We start from the raw sequence: 19,161 nt of genomic DNA on the forward strand, positions 1-19,161 counted from the left end.
TACCCCTGCGAAAAGGTGTTAATCGGTCTACCCCGGCGAAAAACGTCAAACCCGCGTAAATAAAGGCTTTCAGAGAAACTCGCTTCGAGACCATTTATCAACGATTAACACCGATGGTCACGGTCACGTCACGAAAACACTTAAAAACAGTGGTTAAATATAACGAATATAGACCCCTGCGAAAACGTTTGTTAGCTAAGTACTTTATATTTAAGAGTGACTTTTTATAAATTTTAGTACGTCGCTTGTTAACTTATAATTTATACGTTGCCTGTCGATTATTTCTTCCGGAGTGGCAATTTTCAGTAAGATATCCTGCAACAGATCCCGTTCTGCTTTTACTTTATTCAGTTCATTTTTTAAGCGCAAAAATTCAGCCACATCTACCGAATGATTTTCAACCTGTTGCAGGTTATTTAATTGTTTATACACACAACGGGATGAAACTTTAAGTCTGGCGGCCGTCTCTCGTATGGTCAAACCTTGCTCTACCACTAGTTCAAAGGCTTGAGTTTGCAATTGGTCGTGATTATCAGTTGATTTTTTCATGCTTGGCAGTAATTTTTGATATAAGCCTCATGCTGAGGCAAGGTTGTGGCTAAATGATTATTTTTTTGCTGTAACTGGGTTAACCATAGTTGCAGTTTTTCATTTGGTACTTTGTCGGTTTGCAGATTTTGTGCAGTGGGGATAAGGCCTTGCCCAAGTAGTACCTGCGACCAAGCATTGTCATCAAACAGGGCTTGAGTATGACGCGGCAGATAGGCACTAACACGAAACAACTCGAGGCGTTCTTGTAAAGTGTGAGGAATATGCATGGTTTGGCAATCTTGCCAGAATGCACTGTGTGAATTAGCCGTCACGTGATAATGGGCAATGATAAAATCCCTTACATCTTCCGCTTCGATTTGCGTTAAACGATTGTACTGTTCTATCTGATTTTTACTGGGCTTGGTGTTACTGAGCAAGGTTGCTAAACGAATTAAAGCCGATTGCACCATATGTAAACTAGTGGACTCCAGAGGCTCTAAAAATCCCCCTGACAAACCTAGGGCAATACAATTTTTAACCCAGCTATTAGTCCGACGACCTGGCGTAAAACGAATTAATTTTGGCTCGCTCACCGCAGGTGTTTGGTTATTGGCCAACAAGGTCTTTAGTGCGGCATCGTCGTTTTGATGAGCAGAGGAATAGACCAGACCTGCACCAACACGATGTTGTAAGGGGATTTTCCATTGCCAGCCTGCGGTCTGGGCGATGGCTCTGGTATATGGTAAAGCTGATTGTTCTGCCAATTGTACCGCTAGCGCCCGATCACAAGGTAACCAATGTTGCCAGGATTCATAAGGTACTTTTAATGCCTCGCCGATCAATAGCGCTCTTTGACCACTGCAATCAAGGTACAAGTCTGCAGTCAACTTTCCGTGTTCACGGCTATGCAGTGCTGCTATCTCCCCCGATTGAGTATCAAGACTAACCTGTGCAATGTGATCACTGAGGTAAGTCACGCCCATGGTAATGGCTTTGTCTTTAAGCAGGCGAGCGTAAGCTCCAGCATCAAAATGATAAGCATAAATTAAACGTTGTTGATGATTGCCCAGCGGCTCATGACTGAAATGTGCCTGACTCGCGGCATGATAATTTAAAGAAAACTGATTAAAGCTAGCTTCACTACCATGTTGCCTGGCTTTAAGCCAATAATGGTAAAAAGGCAGCATGCCCATTTGCTCACCACAAGGACCAAAAGCATGCATGTATTGTTCTGATCTATTACCCCAGCCTTCGAACTGAATGCCTAGTTTAAAAGTAGCGTGACACGCCGACATGAAGGATTTTTCGTCCACACCGAGCAACTGATTAAACAGTTGAATTGGCGGAATGGTGGCTTCACCGACACCAATGGTGGGAATATCAGGAGATTCAATGACAGTGATTGCTAACTGGCCAGCAAACACTTTAGCCAGAAAGGCCGCACTCATCCAACCGGCTGTTCCGCCACCAACAATAATCACTTTTTGCATACTTTGCTGCATAGAAAGTACCGCATCGTTTTTTCCAACCAACATAAACCGTGTAGGGTTACATTTTGGTTAAGATAAATTGCGGGCTTAACCTTTATGTAACTCCGTGGCTGTTAACGTTGCACTGTTAACTTACTTTAAAACGGAAAAACCATGAGAAAAGGCCTTTGTTTTCTTTATATTATCGTTTTGCTAATGTCTTTATCCAAGGCAGTGGCACACACTGCAGAGCCTAACGAGTCAGCAGAATTTGTGCCTGAATGGGCTAAACATGCCATTTGGTATCAGATATTCCCCGAGCGTTTTCGTAACGGTGATCCCAGCAATGATCCGACTATGGCTTCTATTGCCGGTGCCGACCCGGCTGAGCCTGCAACGTCATGGCGAGTGCATCCTTGGGGGAGTGATTGGTACGAACGACTTGATTATGAACAGCAAAACGGCGAGCCAGAATTATGGAAACATATGCTCAGACGTCGTTATGGTGGCGACCTACAGGGAATTATCGATCAACTAGATTATTTACAACAACTGGGCATTAACGCGATTTATTTAAATCCAGTGTTTCAGGCACCATCATTACACAAATACGACAGTAGCAGTTTGCATCACATTGATCCCTATTTTGGACCTGATCCACAAGGTGATTTAGCCTTAATTGCCACTGAAGATCCCCTTAAACCGCAAAATTGGGTGTGGACGGCCGCCGACAAACTAGCGTTAAAATTAATTAGCGAGGCTCATGCCAAAGGCATACGTATTATCTTTGATGGGGTATTTAACCACATGGGTATCACTAATTTTGCCTTTGTAGACCTGAAAAAACGCCAACAAGCGTCCCCTTTTAAAGACTGGTTTGATGTCATCAGTTTTGATGATGCTAAAGCCGGTACAAGTTTTGAATACAAAGGATGGTTTGGTGTGCAGTCTTTGCCTGAATTTAAAGAAGACGAATCAGGCTTAGTGAGTGGTCCGCGAGACTATGTATTTGCTGCCACCCAACGCTGGATGAATCCCATGGGCAAAGGCAAAGAATTTGGTATTGATGGTTGGCGTTTAGACGTGGCATTTTGCATTGCTCACCCGTTTTGGAAAGACTGGCGTAAGTTAGTAAAAAGCTTAAATCCACAAGCGTATTTGACCGCGGAAATCGTTGAAACGCCCAAAAACGTGTTGCCTTATTTACTAGGTGATGAGTTTGATGGTGAGATGAACTACAACTTTGCCTTTGCCGTTGCTGAGTTTTTGTTTAATCAGCCAGAGACTGCTATTACCGCCACGGAATTTGATAAAAAACTGGCGTATTTACGTAATATTTATCCAAAGGGTGTGCCTTACGTGGTGCAAAATTTATTTGATAGCCATGACTCAAATCGCTTGGCCTCCCACATAGTTAATCAAGGAAAAACGAACTTTCGAGATTGGCCCAACTACCACTTACAATCGCAGGTTTCTCAAAATCCAAATTATTTGGTCAGAAAACCCAATGAGCAAGAACGTCAGTTGCAAAAACTGTTTGTATTACTGCAAATGACTTATGTAGGCGCACCTATGATTTATTATGGAGATGAAGTAGGCATGTGGGGCGCAAATGATCCGGGCAATCGTAAGCCCATGCTGTGGTCTGATATTAAGTATCAAGATGAGCAGTACATGCCAGATGGGTCCAAGCGACCCGCCGACAAAGTGGCGGCTGACAAAACGCTACTGACTCATTATCAACAACTAATTGCCATTCGCCAAGCCAGCTCCGCGCTCCGTATTGGTAGCTATCAAACCTTGTTAGCTGACGATGACAGTGAAATTTTTGCTTTCGCCCGTCAGCACAATGACGAAACGGTGTGGGTTTTACTCAATAAAACCCAACAAGTAAAAACCGTCACTTTGCCAGCCGGCACTTGGCAACAAGCTCAGTCTTTATTAAACAGTGATGTTAGCCAAGTCAATAATGGAAAATTTAGGATAGAACTTCAACCACGTTCAGGTGAGATCTTAAATTTGTCGAGCGGACAATAAACTTAATCAAAACAATAACAACACTGGGGCTATTACTGCTAAACCTTGCTAGCCCTAGTTTTAGCCCACAAACAACACAACTCATTTACAAAAATTCAACATATCGCTGTTTCTGTAACCCATTTGTAACTGCCTATTCTCTAGATTGTATCTCAAACAACAACACTAGGTTTTATGGGACACAAGGAAAACACATGAAAAACTTCAAGCTCAATGCTTTTACGCTGGCAATTGTTACGGCCGGCTTTTTTACCAGCCAAAGCTATGCACAAGAACAAGATACTGCAATCAATGAAGATAGCGTTGAAGTTATCAACGTTAAGGGTATTCGCGGCAGTTTAATCAAAGCACAAGCGGTTAAAATGGACAGTGGTTCAATAGTTGAGGCGATTACTGCTGAAGATATCGGCAAACTGCCTGATCCCAGCATAGCCGAAACCCTAGCTCGTTTACCTGGGCTTGCAGCAAGGCGAGTTGATGGCCGCGCCAGTGCTATCTCTATTCGTGGATTAAATGAAGACTTCAGCACTACCACTTTTAATGGCCGTGAACAGGTATCATTAAACGACAGTCGTGGTGTCGATTTTTACTTATATCCTGCCGAAATTATGAGTGGTGTAGTGGTTTACAAATCACCCCAATCTATTTTGACTTCCCAAGGCATTGCGGGCGTGGTGGACTTGCAATCCATTAAACCGCTGTCCCATGGCGAACAAACAATTCAAGTCGGTGGTTTATACGAAAAAAACAGCCTAGGTAAGTTAAATCCTGATGCCAAAGACGATGGCCATCGTTTATCCGGCACCTACATCGATCAGTTTGCTGACGATACATTTGGTATCGCTGTATCCGTAAACAGTATGTCATCACCCAATCAAGAGGAACGTTGGAACGCTTGGGGTGGTACAGAATGGCCTAGCGACGCCGACGGAAATATTATTTTAGGTGGCGCTAAACCATACGTGCGTTCATCCACTCAAAAACGCGATACTGTGATGATTGTAGGTCAGTATCAACCCAACAGTAAGCTGGAAATAACAGCAGATGCGTTATACATCGACTATTCGGACGAAAGTATTTTACGCGGTATTGAAATTCCTTCAGTGTGGGGCGCAGACGTTGCATCCGTGGAATCGCTGGTAGTAGAGGATGGTTTTGTTACTGAAGGCATTATTCGTGGCGTGCGCTCTGTGATGCGCAATGATTACAGTCTCGGTGAAGCTGATTTTATGGCCATGGGTTTTAATCTTGAGTACGCGCTGACCGACAGCACTAAAGTTGAGTTTGATCTGAGCCGTTCAGATGTAGAGCGAGATTCATGGTTAATGGAATCCTATGCAGGCACTGGTCGTGGTGACGGCGTAGGTACAGCTGATGATATCGGTTTTAGCATGAATAAAGGTAACTATGGTGTGACCTTTAATCCTATGCACGACTACAGCGATCCGGCTTTATACCAGATGGGTGGCGCGCTAAGTTGGGGTGGTGGTAATACCTTATATGCCGCTGCAGATGATCAGGATGGTTTTATTTCCACTGTGGATCTAAACGATACTTTGACCACCGCCAAATTTGAAGTACGCCACGTAGTAGATAGTTGGATAACCCAAGTAACTGGCGGTTTGTATTACAGCGACCGCGAAAAAAGCAAAGTCGATTCAGGTACTTTTTTGACCTTGCCCAGTTACCCCAATATGCAGCCAGTGCCGGAAAAATATCGCTTATCACCAGTATCTTTGGATTTTATCGGCATGGGAAATATGTTGGCCTATGACGCTTTCCGTTTTTACCAAGATGGCAATTACATCGAAACCAAAGAAGATCTTACTGCGACATTTCGTGCCACCAATTCGTGGGTGGTCAGTGAAGAAGTATTAACCGGCTATGTGCAAGCAGATTTTGAAGGTGAGCTTGCCGATGACATTTACCTTAATGGTAATCTAGGCATGCAAGTCGTACATACCAAACAATCATCTGATGGTAATGCTGCCACTAATGATAGTGCAGGTTTGGTTGTTATTACTCCCGTCAGTGATGGTGATAGCTATACCGAGTATTTGCCGGCTTTAAACCTCAGCCTTAACTTATATGAAAACCATTATCTGCGCTTTGCTGCCGCAAAAACCCTGTCACGTTCGCGTATGGATAGGATGAATGCCAGTCTGAGTTATGGCTTTAACGAAGTACTCAATACCGACGACGCTACCATTGAAGTATCACCTTGGAGTGCCAACGGTGGTAATCCTAAGTTGCGGCCACAAATAGCCAACACCTATGATTTATCTTACGAATATTATTTTGCGGAAGATGGTTATATTGCTCTTGCAGCGTTTTATAAAGATCTAAAATCGTGGCAGATCAGTAGCCGTACTGATTATGATTTCTCGCAAATTACTCCGCCTAATAATCAAGTTGCGCTGTTTAACCAAGGTTATTACTGGCAATGGGAAAATGCCGAAGGTGGTTCGTTAAATGGACAAGAAATCACCCTCTCACTACCTGGCAGATTAATCTCTGACTACCTTGATGGCTTTGGATTAATTGCCAGTGCGTCTTTTGTAGACTCCAGTGTGGAAGTTGAAGGTAATCAAGCTAATATTCCTGGCTTGTCTGACTCGGTTTACAACCTCACCGCTTTTTATGAAAAAAATGGCTGGCAGTTAAGAGCCAGTGTCAGAAAACGTGATGATTTCCCTGCTGAGTTGGGTTACAACGCCGATCCCGTTGTGATTGCCGGCAGTGAAGTGATTGATGCACAAATCGGTTATGATTTCTCAGAATCGGATTTCACTGAGTTACATGGTTTGTCGGTATCCTTGCAAATTTATAATCTTACCGACGAATCATTTTCGGCCTTTGCCAGTGGTGATCCTCGTTTAGTTAGAGATTATCAGGTGTATGGCACCAACTATTTGTTGGCCGCCAGTTACCGCTTCTAAAAAAAGCTAAAACCGGCTTGTATTACACAAGCCGGTTTATTTATTGGTAAATGGATTATTTCGAATAATAAGGTTTACTTTCTGCCAACCTTTCTTAGTGATATTCAATATACATCAGGGCTGTAGGGTGAAACTGTTCCGATGTTATTTTAACTTTAACATTGATATAACGAGCCTTGCTTTCATTTGGTAGTTCAAAATACATATCGCGAGAATCGACATAATGGCGCAAATGCAAAATGCTTCCTTCTTGGCTAATACCAAACTTTGATTGTTCATTGGTTACTTGAGAAGGCGCTAAACCAAACTCATTTTCCCAATCGATGCTGGCGATTTTAAAGCGCGCTCCCCAATCATCAATTTGCGCTGTGCTGATATCGATATTGGAGATTTGGTAAGTATTAGACTGGGCATTAAATTGCATACGATTGTCAACATTAGGTGTCCAACTGCCAAAAGAATTGGGTAAATATAAGTCGTAACCAAGCCTGAATCCCCTTGTTTGCTGAAATTGATCAAGCGAACTCTGTACAGGACTAGTGGGTTTGATTTGCCAAATATGCTGCCAAGCAGATGAAGTAAGCCAATATGCCAAACACAACAGTAGCAAACCGAAACTCAACAATAATGAGGTTTTTGATTGTAAAAATAGTTTCATAACCAACAAAACGTTAACCGGATTTTAACTTTATTTACCATACAATAATGTGGCGCTCGATTGAAATTGAATACGATTGCAGCATGCAAGCAGTGCTTATAAAAAAGTAAATAAGGCCCGATGCCAAAATGAAAAAACGCGTACTTTTAATTGAAGATGATCGTAAGTTAGCTGAGTCGGTTATGCACTTTCTCGAACTCAACGATACTTATTGTGACTATTGTTGTGATGGTCGCCAAGCTATCGCTTTGGTGGCTGCCAATGTTTATGACGTTATTGTCAGCGACGTCAATATGCCAGTAATGGACGGATTAAGCCTATGCAAGGCTCTGCGCGAATTAGGCTGTGAACTACCGATTCTTTTACTGACGGCCAATGACGACATTGAAGACAAACTTCAAGGTTTTGCGAGTGGTGCCGACGACTATTTAACTAAACCATTTCAACTAAGAGAACTTACTGCTCGCATTAATGCTTTGGCATTTCGTTCGAGTGGTAAATCCAAGCGTTTACGCATCGATGAACTAAAACTGGAATTACAGCTTAATGAACATCGCGCCTTTCGTGAAAATATCGAACTAAATCTTAGCCCCTCTAGCTGGACCATATTGGAAAAACTGACCCGGGCTTATCCTGATGCAGTCAGTAAAAATGAGCTGGAATTTGCCGTTTGGGGAGAGCAACTGCCCGATAGTAATGCCTTAAAAGTCCACGTGCACAGGCTTAGAAATAAATTAGATAAGCCTTTTTCTCACAATATATTGCAAGCCCGCAATGGCTTTGGATTTCAGTTACGTCAGGCATAAATGGATTCTTTCAGTTTCAAGCACTTTAGACAGACTATTGCACTAACGTGCGGCGTGATGCTGTTCATCTTTGCTTATTTCATCTATTCAACGGTGAGTTATCACCACAGTCTTATACAGCAAAAAAGTCGCTTTTTATCTGACTTTACTGAGCGAGTTGTTACCCGTGTAAAGACCAATAAAGACTGGTATTTGTCTGAACAGGCTAAGGTTATTGGCGATAAAAAAATGCGCCTAGTGACTGGACTTGACGAGCTAAGCCGGCTCATTGATTTTTCACCTAAATTTACGCCAAGCCAAATAGGTAAAATTAGTTTATTTATTACCCAATTCCGTGGACTATTTTCTATTTCTGACTTTGTCCTAGTTTATCCCTTTGAATTGGATGGCAAGCTAATCTACACGTATTTTTCACTAACGCCTGAAATGCTTGACGAGGATCTCAACACCCACTTAAAAGACAAACTTCAGCCAGCGGTGTTTGTTGCCGTAGTGCTGGTAAGCATGTTATTTGTCTTTCAGCTTATTCAAATCAATAAAGTAGGACGACTTGTGAATGAGCTTGCGTTATGGGCTGATGAACTTCCCAAAAACCGTATGGCTCCCCCACCTAAGGTGCAAGACAAAAGTTTGAATTATCTGACGCATACCATGAATGCCAGTTTGACGGCCTTTGGAAATATTCTAGAAAAAGAATATTCCTTTGCTCGTTTTAGTTCTCATGAATTACGCGGGCAACTGGCAACCTTGTCGGCCAACATGGAATTGCTCGAACTGATCATGCAAGACTTGTCGGCGGATGAAAAGAAGGTACTTGGCCGCATGTTTGTTGCCGTAGAAGACATGAAATACCAGACCGAAGCCCTATTATGGCTCAGCAAAGAAAGTGAAGCAGAATTGGCCCATAGCCAATTCAATATCATCGAAATTATTGACAAAGCGCTGGCAGAAAATGCCATGGTACTGGAACCTAAAGAAGTCAACGTAGTAAAAACCGGCGAAAACATCTGCCTCAACAGTAATCGGGTATTGTTACAAATCATGCTGAACAATCTGGTTAGAAATGCCTTTCAAAATACCAGTTCGGGTTTAGTTTACTTGGCCATTTCTGCTGGTAGTCTAACCATAGTTAATACCAATTCGAGTCTTACGAGCACAAAAGTAAACCGCGATGGTTTTGGCATTGGTTTGATCCTGGTAGAACGTATAAGCGAAAAATTGGGTATCACTTATCGAGTGGATGAACTAGCCAATGGCAGGTTGGTAGAACTAATCTTTCCTAAGGTGATGTTAACTTTGTCTAGCACACTTAAATAAAAGACAAATCATGACAGTTAATATTTGCTAGAATAAAAAAGCTAGTCATGTAGCCATTAGCTGAATAAATAACTCAATTAGTCGCCTATATTGCCTTGTTTAAATGTATTGTATATCTTAATCCAGATGACCAAGCTTAAATTCAAGTTGATAAAATATGACGGTAATATTGAGTTAAGCACCGATATGAAATTCGACATCCCAAGAGTTTAATTTATGAATTTACGTCTCCTTTTTGTAGAAGATGATAACAACCTCGCTACCTCCATCATTCACTATTTAGAGCTAAACAAAATTACCTGCGATTATTGCAGTAATGGCAAATTGGCCCTTAACCTACTTAAGGATAACCAATACGACGTGATTATTAGTGATGTAAACATGCCTAACATGGACGGTTATACCTTTTGTTCAAAAATACGTGAACAAGGCTGCGATACGCCACTTATTATGTTAACCGCATTAAGCGAGATTGATGATAAGTTGACGGGTTTTAACTGTGGCGCTGATGATTATTTAACTAAACCCTTTGAAATGAAAGAACTGCTGGCCCGTGTATGTTCATTAGCCAAACGTCGCAGCGGTAATATGAAATTACTCAAAATTGAAGAGTTAAAATTAGAACTTAATATAGATAAACATTTGGCTTTTCGGGATAACGTAAAATTAAACTTGCCACCATCCAGTTGGAAAATATTAGAAACCTTAGTCCGCGCTTATCCCAATCCGGTGAAAAAAAGCGATATCGAATTTGCCATTTGGGGTGATGAACTGCCTGATAGTAATAGTCTAAAAGTCCATATTCATTCTTTACGGCAAAACCTCGACAAACCTTTTGCCAGCCCAATATTGCATATTATTAATGGCTTTGGTTTTGAGCTCAGAGCCGCCACTCAGGCATAATTACAGCATGATTGGTTAATCGCTCGAACGCGTGAGCAAAATAACTAAAAAGGGCGGCCCTTAACAGCGCCGCCCTTGGTTTTTAATAAGACCTTGAGACTGAGTTTTACTCGGTAACCACAGCTTGTACGGCTATTTCTCCTTGATTACTGACATCATCAATGACGTGGTAAATAATACGTAGTTGAGTTTCAGCTGCAAGATCCAAGGTAATGGCATCGTCTACGGTTTGTGTGGGCACAAAACCGCCATCTAATATGACACTGGCGCCTCCAGAGTTGGGATTACTCCACGCTTCTGAGGCGATTTTGAAATATTTATTAAAACTCAAATCTTCGTTCTGGCTAGCCAGAATATCAATGCCGTAATAACCGTCACCAAAATAAACCAGAGGCCGTGTGGCATCCCACACCGAGTCAAAGCCTCTTAAGTACAATGGTATTCCTGCATAGGGTGCCACGTCATGACTAATAGTAATAACAGGTGCTTCTGGGTTACTGGCATTGATGGTAAACAAATACAAGCCAGTTTGGGTAATTTGCAAGGTGGGCGCAGGATCGTAGGCATCGGTTAATATGCTCATTGGTGTTGGTACATTAAGGCCGGTAATGCCTTCAGCGCCAATTCTAAAGTTCCATGCCGCGTTAGCAAATTTGAAATAGAAGTTACCCGTTTCAGTGATGTTTGCAGTACCAACGTAGGTATTGTTGCCCACATAAATCATAGGGTTGCCTTCTGACCAACCATTAAAATCACCCCGTATCAGTAATTCGGTACTGCCGTAAGTGGGCAGTAATGAACCACCTTTGACCACTAAGGATGGCATGTCAGGTGTTAGCGCATTTAATGTAAATGTGTAGGTCCCGCTGGCGCTTATTTCTATGGTATTGGCCATACTTGATTGACCTATTACCTGCTCAGTATCGAGCTCAATAGTATTGCCACCACCCACATTAAAATCATTCTGATCAAGGTCGCCAATAGTAAAGTCATAACTGCCGCTGGTGAGCGATACACTTACTTCGTATATACCGTCACCTAAATATTCAAATGCCAGCGCATCAGCACCGTCACCACGGTCAGTGTGCAAATAAATTGTTTGATTGTTATAGGGTGTGACAGCAGGTTGACCCACGCTGGCATAGGCATTGATGCCTTGGCCTTGTGCAGCTAACTGAGGTTTAACAAAAACCGCTGTAGTTAAGGCTGGAACCACAAAACGACCACCAAAATTGGTAGCTTCGTAATAGGCCGAGCGAGTAGCGGCATCATAAGAACTTTGTTGAGTGCTATGTAATTCAAAACCAGTAATATTGGTCATACTAAATGACTGCTGTGCTTGAGCTCCATTCACCACAACTAATACTGCGTCAATATTGGGATCTAAGTCAGGGCGTTGCTCGTCGGCATCACAGCTACCTTGATAGTTTAGCTTGCTGTTAATACAACCGGCACCATCATCAATACTCATCACCAGCATATTGTGCAATTTGTCTTGGCCAGTATTGTGAAAACCCACGCGATCAATGATGTCATCGCCGGTGTGTAATCTAAATAACGGGCTGCTACGACGTATTTGTAAAAACTCTTTGAACAATTCCGCACTGCTGGCAATGTTGTCTGGGTAAACTTGAATAGCCGAGTCCATCAATAGTTGCTGGGCTTTGTCTGCATCGCGCAATGAAGTGGGTAGGGCTACGTTCCAGTTATTAGATTGCTGAGTGAAATCAACGCGGTTAATCCAATCACCGTCACTTTTACTGTTATTTGACATCGATTTTGAGCGCAATAAATCACTGCCCATTTGGATTGCTGGAATACCCTGACTTAATAATGGTATGGATAAAGAAACCTGCTGAGCACGAACACGCTGTTCTGGTAAAAATGTACTTGGCAAGTTGTATTGCATGGCATCAAACAGAGTTTCCGTATCTGGGCTGGCCACCGAATTGATTACCTCGGCCGGATCTTGTGTAACACTGCCAAAAGCAAAATCTTTGGCTTGCGTAATATTGCCCATTTGATCTTGTAAAGCATAGTTTGCAATGCCCGCCACCATGGAGATACGCAGCTTATCTAGGTCATCAATAAACTGCGATGAATTAAAAAAGGCGGCACTGCTCAGTGCATCACGCATAGTATTGCTGACAGTCCCCACTTGGGTTGATGTTAGGTTAGCCGCATTGGCTGGGGTGAAAAAGTCGATGGCGGTTTGCCACTGCGTACCATAAAAATAGGTATCACTATTAAGCTGTTGCACTGCGTCTCTGATGGCCAACAAATTATCTCGTGGCAAGTTATTAATTGCGGTTATATGAAATGCATCAATATTAAATTGTTGGCTATAGGTGACTAAAGTATCGGTGATTAATTTTGTCATCATGGCGTTTTCAGGGGCGGTATCTTCGCAGCACGAACTATCTAATACCCGCCCTGTTGAGGCATCTCTGCGCTGAAAATAGCCCGGAACCACTTGGTCTAATACTGAGGTTTCAGACAAACCAGAGCCATTGGTGTGGCTAAAATCAACATCCAGTGCCACCTTTAAACCTTGGTTATGTAAGGCTTGTACCATGGCGCGCAGCTCTGAGATGCGCGAGGTATCTTCTGGCTTAGTGGCGTAGCTACCTTCTGCGGTATTAAACAAATAAGCGTTATAACCCCAATCGTAAGAATCGATATTCGCCAGTTCAGCTAGAATTTGACGCGACTCAGGAGAGTAAGCATCTAAACCTGCCAATATGTCGCCTATCACCTCAGAACTGTCATCACCATAGGTTTGGCAAATAACGGCGCCTGGGCTCTTATTGCATAATTCGTCTACCGTGTTACCAAGATTAACGGCTGCGCTGGGTCTTTCTGGCAAAATCGCATTATCGTTAATGGGCATTAATTGTACGTGAGTCACACCGGCTTCAGCTAAGGCTTGTAGATGTTGAACCGGTGCACTGGTGGCATCGGTAAAGGCTAAAAACTTACCACGATGCTCTGGGGTAGTTGACTCATCCAATACACTAAAATCACGAATATGACCTGCATAAATCACATAGTCTTCGGGTTGGCTATTATTGCCACTTACCATTGGCGCCCAATCAGCAGGTTTTAAGCTGGCATCATCTAAATTTACGTATCTTGAATATTGGGTATCGGTAGTGACACTCACCGAATAAGGATCGACCACCTCAAGGGTTTCGAATTTACCCGTTTGATAATGGAAGACCTGCACTTCATATTTAAATAATTTTTGGTCTAAGTCTGCTTCTGGTGCTTCATAATTCCAAGTACCCGTATTGCTATCAAAGCTCATTTCTTCGGTGCTTAACAGGGCATATACCCCATTTACGTCAGCAGCGTCATAGAGTTTTACGCTGACTTTTTCGGCGGTAGGAGCCCACAGCACATTTTTGATCATGCCGTTTTGATAAATAACCCCCAAGTCTGCTTCATTTGCATCGTTTTCACCTTGAGTATACAGGGCATCAATAACACGGGCTTGCTGCACGCCAGTGGCGGCGACCATTTCACCATCGCTATTATAAGCCACTACGGCTAGGGAGCCTTGCAACATGGTTTTTGCTAATTCAGCGGGTATTTCTGCATTACTACTAAAAGCCGAAAAGCCTTTAGCGGCATGGGCCGATGCGCTTTGTTCAGGATTTAAGCCGGAGACGTTGCGGCTAAATTCGACATAATCCACACCACGATAGCCTTCGTCTGGGAAAAAGCGCATATCACCCGCGCCATGATAGAGTCGAATGCTGTTAATAATTAAACCATCGGTGTTGGTCATCAAGGCATCATCTAGCACGATTGTGCTCTGATCTATCCAATGTGCATAAGGTTTAGCATCGACCTTACGTACGCTGGTGGCCACTTCGCCGGGCGGAGTATAATAAGGATTAATACTGGCCCCGGTTAAAGGCGTGGTCAGTTCGTTGTGGATATACAACATATTGTCGGGGTTATACAGACGTACAGCGGGATCATTACCAATGGCGCCTTGAATATCACCACTGTGGCCACGCAAGGATTCAATGCGCTCATACACGATAAAATTAACACAATTGGTGCGACGAGCATTACCCGCGTCGTCCACGTCGGTGACTAATTTAAATTTCCAATACAAACCATAATTGGGATCAAAACCATCAGGTTTTAAACCTATGCCCCACACCGTATCCCAAAACACTGGCTGGTCGTAATCATTGTGTACCCCGGGCTCTTGATAGTCAGGATCATAGGCATTACAAATACTTTCGTTCCAAGCGTGGGCGACCCACGTTGCTTCGCCTGCAGCGGGAGAGACTAATTTTTGCGGATCTAGCTCAGCAAATTCATCACGCCAATAAAAAATAGTGGCCCAGTCACCATCGGGCGGAATAGCATCGGCCACTTCAAGGGGAGCTAAGGGATGACGAGCTTTAGGTAAACAAGAATGGGAAGCCGCGTCATAGCTTGCATTTTCACAAGCAAGTTCAACCCTTTCGCAACTTTTTAAGTTATTTTCGTCTAATATGGGCACACCAAAACTATCAGCCTTGATGGTGTCGGGAAAACGACAAGTCAAAGGTGTTTGTATGGTGGTTTGAATATCGCTTGGTAAGCCTTCTTCATTAGAAGTATTACAGCCACCTAATATCAATACGGCACTACTCATTATACAAGTGACGAATATTCTACTTTTTATTCGTATATTCTTATTCATTGTCATCTCACACTCAGCTTTATATAGGCTAGGAAAATTAATCATCCTTACAACTTATTGCTTGCAAGGTTAAGGTAGGGTTAAGACAATAAATTTATGCCAAAAAAATTAATAACTTTGAAACATAAGCACGAGATAAGCTAACAAATATTTAACCTTAACCATTCCTTAACCGCGCGCTGTTTATCCTCCAAATTAGTAGCTTACATACCCGTTTATTTAGGCTCTTATTTAGCTATGCCAATTTAAGTGCAATGTAAGGGCTACTTGGAGTTGTTCATATAAAACTTGTTAAACAAGGTATGTAGATTCTTAGAGATGACGGGTAAACACCATAAATCAATGCAAGATAAGCGATGTTTAGGAATGATTCACATGCACAATTTTAAGCTTAACCACCTGACTGTGTCTTTAATGCTAGCCGGCATGAGTTTTAATGCGTTATCGGCAGCTGATGTTAATGACGAGACTAAAAAAAGTACCACCAGCATAAGCCAAATGGCTGTGGTCAGTGACAGCAACATTAACAGTGAGGCCAACGTCGATACACAAGCCGATACTGATGCCGAGAGTGAAATGGAAGTCATTAATATCACGGGTTTTCGCCGCAGTATGATCGAGTCATTGGACGTGAAACGTTACTCAGACACCATAGTTGACGTAGTAACGTCTGATGACTTAGGCGCGCTACCTGACTTATCAATTGCCGACGCATTAACCCGTTTACCCGGTGTTACGGCGGTACGTACTGGCGGCCAATCGAGCGAGTTGAATATTCGTGGTTTATCCGGCAATTATGTATTTGCCACCATGAATGGCCGTGAACAAGTGTCGTCTTCAGGTGGACGTTCGGTTGAGTTTTCGCAGTTTCCATCAGAGTTAATCAGCAGTGCTATGGTTTACAAATCGCAAAAAGCCTCGTTAATTGAGGGCGGTGTAGCGGGTACGATTGAGTTGGGTACTGCAAACCCCTTAAATATGAAAAATGACCAACAGTTTCATATCAATGCCCAGCTCACTGGCAACTCTCGTTCTGATGAACATCCTGATGCAGCATCAACTGGCCACAGGATAAGTTTGTCGTATCAGGGTAAATTTTTAGATGAGACATTAGGGCTAAGTTTTGGTGTTGCCAGTCTGTTTGCGCCAACCGTATCCAACCAGTTTTTGAGTTACCCCTTTATCTATGACCGTGTGCGTTTAGATGGCATTGGCGGTTTAGATGACTGTTTGGCTGAAGGCGAAAATACCAGCCCCAGCTATGAAAATGTTGATTGTGTGGCCCATAACAGTGGTTTTGAAATGATGACCCGTGGTGGTGAGGATACCCGCAATGGCGTGATGAGTTCGATTGTATGGCAACCCAGTGATCGGTTCAGCTTAAAGGCCGACGTTTTTTATTCTAAGTTTGATTCAAAAACATGGGACAAGGGTCTGGTAGTTAATGGGCTTGCATCTATCAGCTCAACGGATCATTTAAATTCAGTGGATTTACTTAACCCTGTGGTGGTGGGTGATGACGACAGCGGCTATTCCATAATTGGCGGTGAATATCACAATGCCTATTACAGTCCTTTTGCCACTTATGAGCCGGGAACGTGTAACGAACTCACTCCGGGTAAAGTGGTGGTGCCCTGTGTCAGAGATAATCGCTTTTTTGGGGTAAACCCCCTTAACATTCGTACCTCGGCGGATAACAGTAGCCATTTTAGCGACACTTTTACCGCAGGTTTAAACGCGACCTGGCACTTTGACGCCTTATCGGTCTCAGTGGATGTCTCTCACTCTAAAGCCTCAGAAGAATTCATCGATCAGGAGATGAGTTTAATGATGTTTGATGATGCCCATGCTGCCACCCCAAAAGTTGAGACGGACTTAGTTTTAAGTTATCAAATGGACGGCTTAAAAGTACCGCAACTAAGCATTACTAATGAAGCGGGGGAAACTGTTGATTTTACTGATCTTGATAAGATGATGGTGGTCAACAATACCAAGTTTCCGTGGTATGAAGAAAACCAAGCCGATGCCTTAAAAATAGACTTTGATTATCGACTTGAATCGGATTTTTTTAGCTCAGTGGAAGCGGGTATTCGTGTCTCCAAACGCAAGCATACTAACCTCCGATCCATGTGGTCCTACGGCGGGCCAGGCCATTTTGAAAATGGCCAGCATTTAAATTACCGCACCGAAAACGATATGCGTTTGGGCAGCTACATTGAATACGCCAATGGCGTCGAAGTCGCGCGTTTTCAGCCTTATGCTTTGTCATCAGGCGAAGTTGAAGTGGTGCAATTGGGCGGCGAATTTTCTTCCTTACCCGGTTTTTTATCTATAGATACCAGCGACATTAGTGGCAAGTGGGCACTTGACGCAGATGGCAATCCTCTTGCCACCGACGGTGTTGATATTTGGGAAGGTGCTGCCTGGACAGTCGGTGCTGACCGACATATCCAGGAAGATGTAAAAGCAGCCTATTTGCTGGTTAATCTCGATCTTGAGCTGGCTGGCCATCCCATTACCGGTAACGTGGGTGTACGTTTTATTAACACCAAACAAACCGCAAACGGCATCACTGCTGCACCTACTTCACGTCGCACCAAGTTGGATGATAATGGCCAGCCAGTGCTCGACCGTTTTGGTGATATCGTGCTCGAAGTTGTCGGTACAGGTGATGAAATATTTGATGATTTAGGTTTTTCGAATACTGATAACCTGTATCGTACTCTCGAACATTCTTATACTAATGTCCTGCCCTCAGTTAACTTAACTTTTGGTATTACTGAAAATCAGTACCTCAAATTTGCCGCAGCCAAAGTAATGGCTCGTCCCGTTATGGCCGACATGGCTGTCAGTGGAAACTTTTGGTATCAATATGATCGTCCGCGCGATGGTAAAGACGTGGTAAATATGGACATCAGCACCAGTCCTTTTATCGAACCGTTTTTAGCCACCCAGTTCGATTTGTCTTATGAATATTATTTCAGTGAAACGGCGGGTAATGTCTTTGTAGCCTTATTCAACAAAGATATAGAGTCGTTTAAAGAAACTATTATCATCGAAAATTATAACTTTGCCGCTAACAATATCTCCATCCCTGAGTTTTCAGATAACGGTCGCCCCGTTGAACCAGGTGATGTGAGTATGACGGTAAATAATGACAAAGGCGGTTACATTCGTGGGGCTGAGATTGGTTACACTCAGGTATTCTCTATGTTGCCTGGTGCATGGTCTGGCCTTGGTTTCACCGGTAGTTTTTCCTATACCCAAAGTGAAATCACCCGTGATTTAGATATTGGTAATGGCCGTGGTAATGTGAATGTACCACTCGAAGGACTTTCACCACGAGTGTATGCCACCACCCTTTTTTATGATTATAAAAAGTTTGATACCAGAATAAGTGCGCGCTATCGCTCTTCTTATTTGGGTAGCGTGAGTGGCTCGAGCAGCAATAAAGCCTTTGTAACTGACGAAATGATCGTTGATTATCAGGCTTCATATGATATTACCGATAATTTAAATGTACTCATTTCTGTTAATAATTTAACCGATGAAGCCAGTCGCTCTTATTACGGTGATCAATCAAAAACCGGTAATATCCAGTATTTTGGACGCAACTACTTCATGGGTATTGATTACACCTTTTAGTCTTAAAACCTGTAGCAAAAATTACTTAAGCAGCAGTTTATTGCTGCTTTTTTCTAGTTAGAATTTGCTGCATAGAAGGATAAGATAAGGTCATCGCCAACTGATTGTTCCAGTGTTTTCAGTTGAATACTCGGTGTGATTCTTTAGTTAA

At 42.9% G+C, this 19,161-nt stretch carries 10 protein-coding genes; 6 read left to right on the top strand and 4 right to left on the bottom strand.

Annotation, left to right across the window (positions count from 1 at the left end):
• Nucleotides 1-210: 210 nt before the first annotated feature.
• Nucleotides 211-549: a hypothetical protein gene (locus NWQ57_RS18960; protein WP_306023747.1), complete on the bottom strand. Its 339-nt coding sequence runs from the start codon at nt 547-549 to the stop codon at nt 211-213.
• Nucleotides 546-2,033, bottom strand: coding sequence for a tryptophan halogenase family protein (locus NWQ57_RS18965; RefSeq protein WP_306023748.1), 1,488 nt, complete (start codon nt 2,031-2,033; stop codon nt 546-548). The genes NWQ57_RS18960 and NWQ57_RS18965 overlap by 4 nt, the downstream gene beginning before the upstream one ends.
• A 141-nt stretch (nt 2,034-2,174) precedes the next feature.
• Between NWQ57_RS18965 and NWQ57_RS18970 the strand changes: the two genes are divergently transcribed.
• Together NWQ57_RS18970 and NWQ57_RS18975 are read left to right on the top strand one after the other, a co-directional pair.
• Nucleotides 2,175-4,037: a glycoside hydrolase family 13 protein gene (locus NWQ57_RS18970; RefSeq protein ID WP_306023749.1), complete on the top strand. Its 1,863-nt coding sequence runs from the start codon at nt 2,175-2,177 to the stop codon at nt 4,035-4,037.
• A gap of 194 nt (nt 4,038-4,231) precedes the next feature.
• Nucleotides 4,232-6,976 carry a TonB-dependent receptor gene (locus tag NWQ57_RS18975; RefSeq protein ID WP_306023750.1) on the top strand — a complete coding sequence of 915 codons (2,745 nt, stop codon included), beginning with the start codon at nt 4,232-4,234 and terminating at the stop codon, nt 6,974-6,976.
• A 94-nt stretch (nt 6,977-7,070) separates the two neighbouring features.
• Here the strand turns inward: NWQ57_RS18975 and NWQ57_RS18980 are convergent, their stop codons facing one another.
• Complete coding sequence (locus tag NWQ57_RS18980) at nt 7,071-7,634, bottom strand: hypothetical protein (protein ID WP_306023751.1); 564 nt, start codon at nt 7,632-7,634, stop codon at nt 7,071-7,073.
• A gap of 128 nt (nt 7,635-7,762) precedes the next feature.
• Between NWQ57_RS18980 and NWQ57_RS18985 the strand changes: the two genes are divergently transcribed.
• From NWQ57_RS18985 to NWQ57_RS18995, 3 genes are all read left to right on the top strand, one after another.
• The gene (locus NWQ57_RS18985) at nt 7,763-8,440 is read left to right on the top strand and encodes a response regulator transcription factor (RefSeq protein ID WP_306023752.1); all 678 of its coding nucleotides are present in this window, start codon (nt 7,763-7,765) and stop codon (nt 8,438-8,440) included.
• Nucleotides 8,441-9,757 carry a HAMP domain-containing sensor histidine kinase gene (locus NWQ57_RS18990; protein ID WP_306023753.1) on the top strand — a complete coding sequence of 439 codons (1,317 nt, stop codon included), beginning with the start codon at nt 8,441-8,443 and terminating at the stop codon, nt 9,755-9,757.
• 216 nt (nt 9,758-9,973) lie between these two features.
• Complete coding sequence (locus tag NWQ57_RS18995; protein ID WP_306023754.1) at nt 9,974-10,660, top strand: response regulator transcription factor; 687 nt, start codon at nt 9,974-9,976, stop codon at nt 10,658-10,660.
• 106 nt (nt 10,661-10,766) lie between these two features.
• Here the strand turns inward: NWQ57_RS18995 and NWQ57_RS19000 are convergent, their stop codons facing one another.
• The gene (locus tag NWQ57_RS19000) at nt 10,767-15,365 is read right to left on the bottom strand and encodes an alpha-1,6-glucosidase domain-containing protein (protein WP_306023755.1); all 4,599 of its coding nucleotides are present in this window, start codon (nt 15,363-15,365) and stop codon (nt 10,767-10,769) included.
• Nucleotides 15,366-15,740: 375 nt separating this feature from the next.
• Here NWQ57_RS19000 and NWQ57_RS19005 point away from each other — a divergent pair, with 375 nt between their 5' ends.
• A complete protein-coding gene (locus NWQ57_RS19005; RefSeq protein WP_306023756.1) occupies nt 15,741-19,010 on the top strand; it encodes a TonB-dependent receptor in 3,270 nt (1,089 codons plus the stop codon).
• Nucleotides 19,011-19,161 lie beyond the last annotated feature (151 nt).

The sequence above is a fragment of the Paraglaciecola sp. genome, assembly GCF_030730205.1.
Classification (GTDB): Bacteria; Pseudomonadota; Gammaproteobacteria; order Enterobacterales; family Alteromonadaceae; genus Paraglaciecola.

Excerpts from the sequence above, each read along its gene's own strand:
- NWQ57_RS18985 (WP_306023752.1), top strand. The coding sequence starts at position 7,763 with ATGAAAAAACGCGTACTTTTAATTGAAGATGATCGTAAGTTAGCTGAG.
- NWQ57_RS18965 (WP_306023748.1), bottom strand. The coding sequence starts at position 2,033 with ATGCAGCAAAGTATGCAAAAAGTGATTATTGTTGGTGGCGGAACAGCC.
- NWQ57_RS18975 (WP_306023750.1), top strand. The coding sequence starts at position 4,232 with ATGAAAAACTTCAAGCTCAATGCTTTTACGCTGGCAATTGTTACGGCC.
- NWQ57_RS18960 (WP_306023747.1), bottom strand. The coding sequence starts at position 549 with ATGAAAAAATCAACTGATAATCACGACCAATTGCAAACTCAAGCCTTT.
- NWQ57_RS19005 (WP_306023756.1), top strand. The coding sequence starts at position 15,741 with ATGCACAATTTTAAGCTTAACCACCTGACTGTGTCTTTAATGCTAGCC.
- NWQ57_RS18970 (WP_306023749.1), top strand. The coding sequence starts at position 2,175 with ATGAGAAAAGGCCTTTGTTTTCTTTATATTATCGTTTTGCTAATGTCT.
- NWQ57_RS19000 (WP_306023755.1), bottom strand. The coding sequence starts at position 15,365 with ATGAATAAGAATATACGAATAAAAAGTAGAATATTCGTCACTTGTATA.
- NWQ57_RS18980 (WP_306023751.1), bottom strand. The coding sequence starts at position 7,634 with ATGAAACTATTTTTACAATCAAAAACCTCATTATTGTTGAGTTTCGGT.
- NWQ57_RS18990 (WP_306023753.1), top strand. The coding sequence starts at position 8,441 with ATGGATTCTTTCAGTTTCAAGCACTTTAGACAGACTATTGCACTAACG.
- NWQ57_RS18995 (WP_306023754.1), top strand. The coding sequence starts at position 9,974 with ATGAATTTACGTCTCCTTTTTGTAGAAGATGATAACAACCTCGCTACC.